The following is a 6,795-nucleotide window of genomic DNA, read 5'->3' on the forward strand; positions in this document are numbered from 1 at the left end:
CTTTATATGAAGATATACACCAACCACATCGTCAAAATTTTCTTCTAAAAGTTTTCTCAAACCTCCATCATCTAAAATATCTATGCCCTTTCCAGCTTCTCTCAATTCAATAAGATTGCTTATATCATCTTTAAATTTCTCAAGTTCTTTCCTTGAGATAAACCCCCCTCTTTCATCAGGCACTATCGCAGAAACTAATGAGTTACCAACTTTAAGGTTCTCATCAATCATTGTTGGACATCTTGCCCCATTTTTTAGCTCATCATAAACTTGAACCATTAAAGTAAAGGCGGTAATATCAATTGCTTTAGTGTCAAGGTCAACACCATAGATATTGTGCCTCAAGGCAAAAGTCCCCGGAAATTTAACCTCGTCAACTTCTCTTCCCAGCTCTTCCCACTTGCTTTCAAGTTCTAAAACCTCCTCATCTCTGGTAAAAAGTAACTGGCCTTTGGTTTTTTTTCTCCTTAAAGTATCAATCCCCCCTTTAATTTTTTCTGCTTTCTCTCCAATATTTTCATAGAAATTCTTAAACTCAGCGAGAACTTTTATAAGAAAAGAGCCACTGCCACAGGCAGGGTCAAGAACACGAAGTGATTTAACCTCCCGGAGAGCCTCTGTAAATTTATCAACATCGAGATTCTCTACTGCGTTATCTATTTCCTCCCTTTTCTCTTTTAAAATTTCCCCCAGCGTATTTTCAACTATATAATCAACAATATATTTAGGGGTGTAATAAATACCTCCTGCTTTTCTTCTCCCTCTTGCTTCTCCTATATTTTTTAAAACTGCTTCAGGTCCACCTTTTCTTTCCTCAACCACAATCTCCTGCCCCAAAAATCTTTCATAAACAAAGCCTATGATTCTTGCATCTTCCAGAGTAAAAGACCAACCTGTTGTAAAATTAAGCATGTCAAAAAAGGCAGCATCGGGAATGGTTATATAATCAACCCCTTCCTCATACATGAAAATTCCGCCATTGAACCTTCTCTCAAACTCGTTCATCAAAGCTCTTATGGCATTACTCAAGGTCTCTTCTTTTACTTTTGCCCCCGGGACAGGTTTTGCTACTTTTCCAGAGAGCTCAAAACTTCTTATTATATCCTTCAAGGTAAAATTGAAACTTATCCCAGAATCTTCAGCAAGCTTCAAAGCTAAGAATCTTGTTATCCAGCGGGTGGTTATTTCATTTAAAATTTCGTTATTGTAAGAGCCATCTGGGTTTTTTAGATATTGAGTATTTGTTCTTTCCTGAAGTATCTTGTTGGCAATTTTTACCCTTAAGACATTCAGCTCCTGCCTTAGAGGCTCGTTATCCTCTTTATGCAAAAGCCTCCTCGCAACCTCCCTAAACCCTCCAGACTCCATAGCATCTCTGGAAATAAGAAGTTTTACCGTGTCATATTCTTCTTCAAGCCTTTCTCCTGCCACGGCATAAATCTCTTTACCATCAAAATAAAAGAACCATTTTTCAAAGTTGGTTACTATTGCCATCTCGTATTTGGGCTTACCAGTTTCGGGGTCAGGTAATGTATCCACAGGGGCACCAGTTTTATTCGATAAAAATCTTTGTTCCTCCTGAATCGATGCAACATATACAACTATCTTTAAATCTTCCCGTATCTTAAGCTCCACAATGCCTTTTGTATCATCATAGTTAATCTGGTCGGGATTGTAACCCATAGCTACGAGGAAAGGCCTAACCAGCTTCTCAAAAACTTCTCTCCTGGACCACTCTGAGAAAGGATGAATTTTATTCCTCTCTTCAGATTTGTAAGTTTTGACAATATCCTTTATCTCCGTCATTTTTACCCCATCTTATAAATTCGCCATTTTATATTCTTGTAGATTTTGAAAAGTTTTACCAAAGATACAATTTGAGCAAGCGAAACCCATTTTTCTCCAGTTATTTTTCGTTTCTTATGTATTTCTTCTTGAGAGATACCCTTTTTCAAAGGTTGCAACATAACTGTTAAAAGACCTTGCAGGATCAATTTGGGTTAGATCAGGATAATTAATCCTGAACCGTTTACATCGTGAAAAAATTTTTTCTGAAATCCCAACATCTCTTACTAATGACTTTGTAAGATTTTCGACAAATAAGATAGCGTTATCACTATCTTCGGTGAAACTCACTATTTTATTTCCAAGTTCCCAATACAATAATACCCTCCCATCTCTTTGTTTTTGGAAACGGATTGCATCTGAAAGGGCTTTTAAACAAGTGACTAAATAGAAATACTTTCTTTCAAATTTTACTAGCTCCTCTTCAAGCCATTTGGCGTCAAAACTTTTATCAAATATAACATTCATAGGTACAGTAGCTTTTAATTTTGCCTCCCCTTTTGGATCTTTAACCGATTTTATCTCTACAGGTATTTTTATTTTTTCACTCATTACTGCTCACCCCATAGTTTAAAGAATCTCTGTTGAAGATCAAAAACTCTCTGATACGAAGGCTCTGGTTCTCTTTCCAAATTAAATCTAATAAGCTCCATAATTACACATTTAAGTAAGTGATAATTTAATAATTCATTCTTTTTTGATTTTGCGTATGCGGGATGCGATTTATTAACAGTAACACTTTCACCATCAAACCACGCCTCCTGATCCAAATCTGGTCTTTCATCCTCGGCTATTCTTATCCCACCCCTAATAATTCTGGGTTTAGGTGTAGCGGGAGTGCCTTCTCCAGGTTCAGTTGTCGGCGCTCTTCCTAATTCATCTCCGGGGTAAACAGCGACTCCTTCACCTGTAGTTTCACCGCCTTTTGTTCCCGGGACTTTTTGAGTCCCCTCACCCATTTCCTTCTCCTCACCTTCTGCATCTTGTATTGCTACATCTCTTTGGATTCCACTTCCAAAGGAGTAAAGCTCTGGAAGATTCTTTAATATAGAATTTATTTCTTCCTCTAAGTTAGCATAGTCTAACTCTCTCCTTATAGGTTTTTCTAAAAGACCAGTTTCCTCAAGCCATCTGGAAAATTCGCTTTGTGCTTTCCTAAAAAATCCTTCCCATATTTTATTCCCGGCTTGAAATCTGCATTTATCTGTAGTTACAGCTTCAATTAAATATGGTGCCTCAATCCAGCCAATAATTTTTTCTTTTTCCTTTGGCTCCTTTTTAAAGTGAGTTCTTTCAATTACTTTTCCATAGGTACAGACCATAATGCCTGGGGGCAAAAAATTTGCACCTTTTATTCGACCAACTAAACCAATTGCTTTTGGTTTACGATGTATAGAAATTACTATATCTCTTTTCTCCTCAAGTACATCTTCAATAGATAAATCTAATATTATCTCTTTATTATTAAATAAAATTTTTACTCCTTCTTCATAAAAATTTTTGTAAGCTTCTTTTAGTTTAAGTTTAGGATCAATTAATGGAAAGTAATGTTCATGTATGGTCTCTTTTATTAAATCTTCTGTATAAAAATCAGCGCTCTCTTTATTCAGATAAAGAGCAACTTTTGTTCCAAGACTATCAAGAGTTAAAATCTGATTATCAAAAATTTTATATGGTGCTTCATTACCTTTTAGGAACCATTCTGAATAACCCCGATAGTTAGACGACCAAGTTTCAGTTAAAACTTTTTTACAAAAATTTAAAGCGAGCTTAGCACCTTGACCAGCAAATCCAATACCTTTTCCTCTTGTCTTAGCAGAAGCGGCAAAATCATGATATTCCCTAAACCGCTTCTTATCCATTCCCAAGCCGTTATCTTTCACACTTAAGATCCCTTCTTCTTTATTTAGAACTATTTCTATCAAGGAAGCTTTTGCATCAAGAGAATTCGCCACCAGTTCAACAACTGTAGCAATTTGAGGTTTAAAAGGATATTGATCTGCAATATTCTGAACAAGACGTTTTACATTAACTCCGCTTTTACCTTCGTAGTGGTTACTCATTTTCAATTCTCCCAAAGCAAAATGTTACCAAACTTGTCTCTACCCAAGCTACCCAAATATATCTTTCTCTGGGCAACTGTGTGTCTTCGCTCTCCAATCATATCCACCTCCTCCCAAAAGCTATATAAAGAGTTTTTTACCACCCCAAGGTTTGTTTGCTACGAGCGCCCAAAAAGCCAGGCTTCTACTCTCTGTATTTTAACATAACTTGCTACCAAGCACAGACTGCTGAGGCCACCGTAAACCTATCACAGGAGTTTTAAAGAGGAAACATTTTAAAGGAAGAGAAAAAAGAAGCCTCGCCATCCAATTTTAGTAGTATTAGAGTCAGTATTAGAGTCGAAGTTTAAAGAAATCCACTCTTATCTGTTATTACAATGACCTCCATCTGCCATCGCAGGAAGCTCCTCCCCTCTGTCATCGCGAGGGAGGCCAGGGGCCGACCGCGGCGATCTCCTTATTGAATTACCTCAGGAAATAAAAACAAGATTGCCACGTAAGCGATGTAACGAACTCGCGATTGACTCTGGGGTGGTATCCTGAGGAAGAATGGCGACCCTTGGAGGTGAGGTTACTCCTTTTTCCCCTCTCCCGTCGAGGACTTCCTTTTCTGTTATACCTGAAATCTTTAATCAGGCATCCAGATATTCTTGCCCCTAAATAATTTAGACCCCTGATAGAACCATTCAGAGGCAGGCTAAAAACGGCTCGAAAGTTGCTGGGGTGACGAAAAAGAAGGGTTGATAGTATATAAGAAAGGTGGAGAGATATTGCTCCCAGTATCTTGTTTTATAGAAGAGGAGGAGAAAGGATATACACCTTCCTCTTGATATATTATCCCCCGGCAAAAGGAAGTTATATATCTACTTTATTATGACTGCTTATCAGAAACGGAAGCTGGGATAAAGCTCGGCATCTCCCGAAGCACAATAAGGACACATAAAAAGAGAGCATTAAAAAAGCTCGAGAGAAAGCTTGCTCGGTGGGTTTACTGTTCGCTCAGCTCCAATCATACTACTACCTGATCCTGAACTTTTATTCTACTGGATTGTAAGTTGGTAAAGTAGTACCTGACTTTGACAGCTGTAATTTAAAAACATTGATATATCAAGGAAAAAAGAGTCTCTTTTTTGTTTACTCCACTACAGTTTCACTGAGAATAAACTTGGGAATCTTTATCCCTAAGGCTCTGAATATCTGAGCATTATCATTCTCTATGGCAGCCCTCACAAGATGCACTTTTTCCTATTCCCTATCCAGAGTCTATCGAGGATTATAGGCTTCACCATTTTGACTTCCCGACTTTGACACTTTCTGCTGATTTTCACCTATTCTGATGCCTCAAACCCAGTAAATACAGACATTCATATTTAATTCTTCTAAAAGTGTAGTGGCAATAATGTATAAATAAAATAGCTATAATGCTATACATACTCCATATTAAGTGATATAATACACTCATGTTCATCAAGGTGACTAAGTCAGGAAAATATGAATATGCGCAACTGGTTCGCTCCTATAGAGAAAATGGGGTGGTCAAACAAGAGGTATTATTAAATTTAGGTAGATTGGATCAGATAGCCAACAATCCCAGTATCCAGCGTTTAGCTATCCGTCTCCAGGAATTATCAGGATTGAAAAATAGAGTAGACCTCTCTTCTTTTTCTGAAGCTCAAATAGTCAACTGGGGTTATATAGTATATGAGAAGATATGGAAGATGTTTGAACTGGATAAGATACTGACTCAGATACAGGAAAAAAGAAAGATCCAGTTTCCTTTAAATGAGGCCTGTTTTCTCATGGTTATCCAGCACTTATTAGAGCCCCGTAGTAAGCTGGGAACCTACCACCATCAAAACCGCTACTTTAACTTACCTCCGGTAGAGCTCCATCACCTGTATCGCTCTTTAGATATCCTCTGTGATCATAAAGAAGAGTTAGAGGAGAGGATCTTTCATAAACAGAGAAGCTTATTCAATATGCAGGTAGATGTAGTATTCTATGATGTTACCACTCTCTCTTTTGAAAGCGTGAGAGCAGATAGTTTGAGAGATTTTGGTTTCAGTAAAGATGGGAAGTTCAATGAAGTCCAGGTAGTACTGGGATTATTGATAGACTGTGCCGGTCGACCGGTGGGATATGAACTATTCCCCGGCAATACTTTTGATGGTAAAACTTTAGAAGCTGCTTTAGATAAACTGGAGAAGCGTTTTGGTATACGCCGGGTAATCATTGTAGCTGACCGAGGGGTTAACAGTAAACTGAACTTAAAAAGAATCACAGATAGAAACTATGGCTATATCTTTGCTGCTCGACTCAAGAATATGGGTAAAGAAGTGGAAGAGCAAATCTTTAACCCGGAAGGTTACCTAGAACTAGATTCTCCTCCGGAGGAAGAAGTGAGATACAAAGTAGTAGACTACCTTAACAGTTTCAGAAAAGAAGGTAAAACTTATGAGCTGAAAGAGAAACTCATCATCACCTATTCTTCCACAAGAGCTAAGAAAGACCGGGAAGATAGGAAGAGACTCCTAGAGAAAGCTCAATTACTTTTACAGAACCAATCTCAGATTACTGCCAGTAATAAAAGAGGAGGTAAGAAATATCTCAAGAATATCAGTAAAGAAACCTGGTATGTGGATGAAGAAGCTCTACACCGAGATGAGAAGCTTGATGGTTACTATGGTATAGAAATCAGTGAGCAAGATATAAAACCTCAAGATGCCTTAGAAGCTTATCATACTTTATGGAAGATAGAAGAATCTTTCCGCATTATGAAAAGTACTTTAGAAGTCAGACCTATCTTTCACTGGACAGAAAATAGAATCAAAGGACATTTGGTTATCTGTTTCTTAGCTTTCCTTCTGGAGAGGACTCTAGAGTTCAA

General features: G+C 37.7%; 5 protein-coding genes. 2 read left to right on the forward strand and 3 right to left on the reverse strand.

Features of this window, described 5'->3' with window-relative positions; genetic code table 11:
* From GXZ17_RS10585 to GXZ17_RS10595, 3 genes are all read right to left on the reverse strand, one after another.
* On the reverse strand, positions 1-1,806 hold a 1,806-nt coding region (locus GXZ17_RS10585; RefSeq protein ID WP_409377249.1), incomplete at its 3' end, for an N-6 DNA methylase.
* A gap of 114 nt (positions 1,807-1,920) precedes the next feature.
* Positions 1,921-2,397: a hypothetical protein gene (locus tag GXZ17_RS10590; RefSeq protein WP_409377250.1), complete on the reverse strand. Its 477-nt coding sequence runs from the start codon at positions 2,395-2,397 to the stop codon at positions 1,921-1,923.
* Entirely contained in the window at positions 2,397-3,908 is a 1,512-nt protein-coding gene (locus GXZ17_RS10595; protein WP_409377251.1) for an ATP-binding protein, read from the reverse strand. The genes GXZ17_RS10590 and GXZ17_RS10595 overlap by 1 nt, the downstream gene beginning before the upstream one ends.
* Positions 3,909-4,744: 836 nt before the next feature.
* On the opposite strand from GXZ17_RS10595, the gene GXZ17_RS10600 reads away from it, so the two are divergent.
* Both GXZ17_RS10600 and GXZ17_RS10605 read left to right on the forward strand, forming a co-directional pair.
* On the forward strand, positions 4,745-4,933 hold the full coding sequence (locus tag GXZ17_RS10600) for an RNA polymerase sigma factor (RefSeq protein WP_409377253.1): 189 nt from the start codon (positions 4,745-4,747) through the stop codon (positions 4,931-4,933).
* Between the two features lie 435 nt (positions 4,934-5,368).
* Positions 5,369-6,795: IS1634 family transposase (locus GXZ17_RS10605; RefSeq protein ID WP_409377252.1), on the forward strand; the 1,427-nt coding region annotated here is incomplete at its 3' end.

This window comes from Candidatus Sordicultor fermentans (assembly GCF_012728195.1).
Lineage (GTDB): Bacteria > Atribacterota > Atribacteria > Atribacterales > Caldatribacteriaceae > Sordicultor > Sordicultor fermentans.

Coding starts and splice junctions, on each gene's coding strand:
- GXZ17_RS10595 (WP_409377251.1), bottom strand. CDS start 3,908: ATGAGTAACCACTACGAAGGTAAAAGCGGAGTTAATGTAAAACGTCTT.
- GXZ17_RS10590 (WP_409377250.1), bottom strand. CDS start 2,397: ATGAGTGAAAAAATAAAAATACCTGTAGAGATAAAATCGGTTAAAGAT.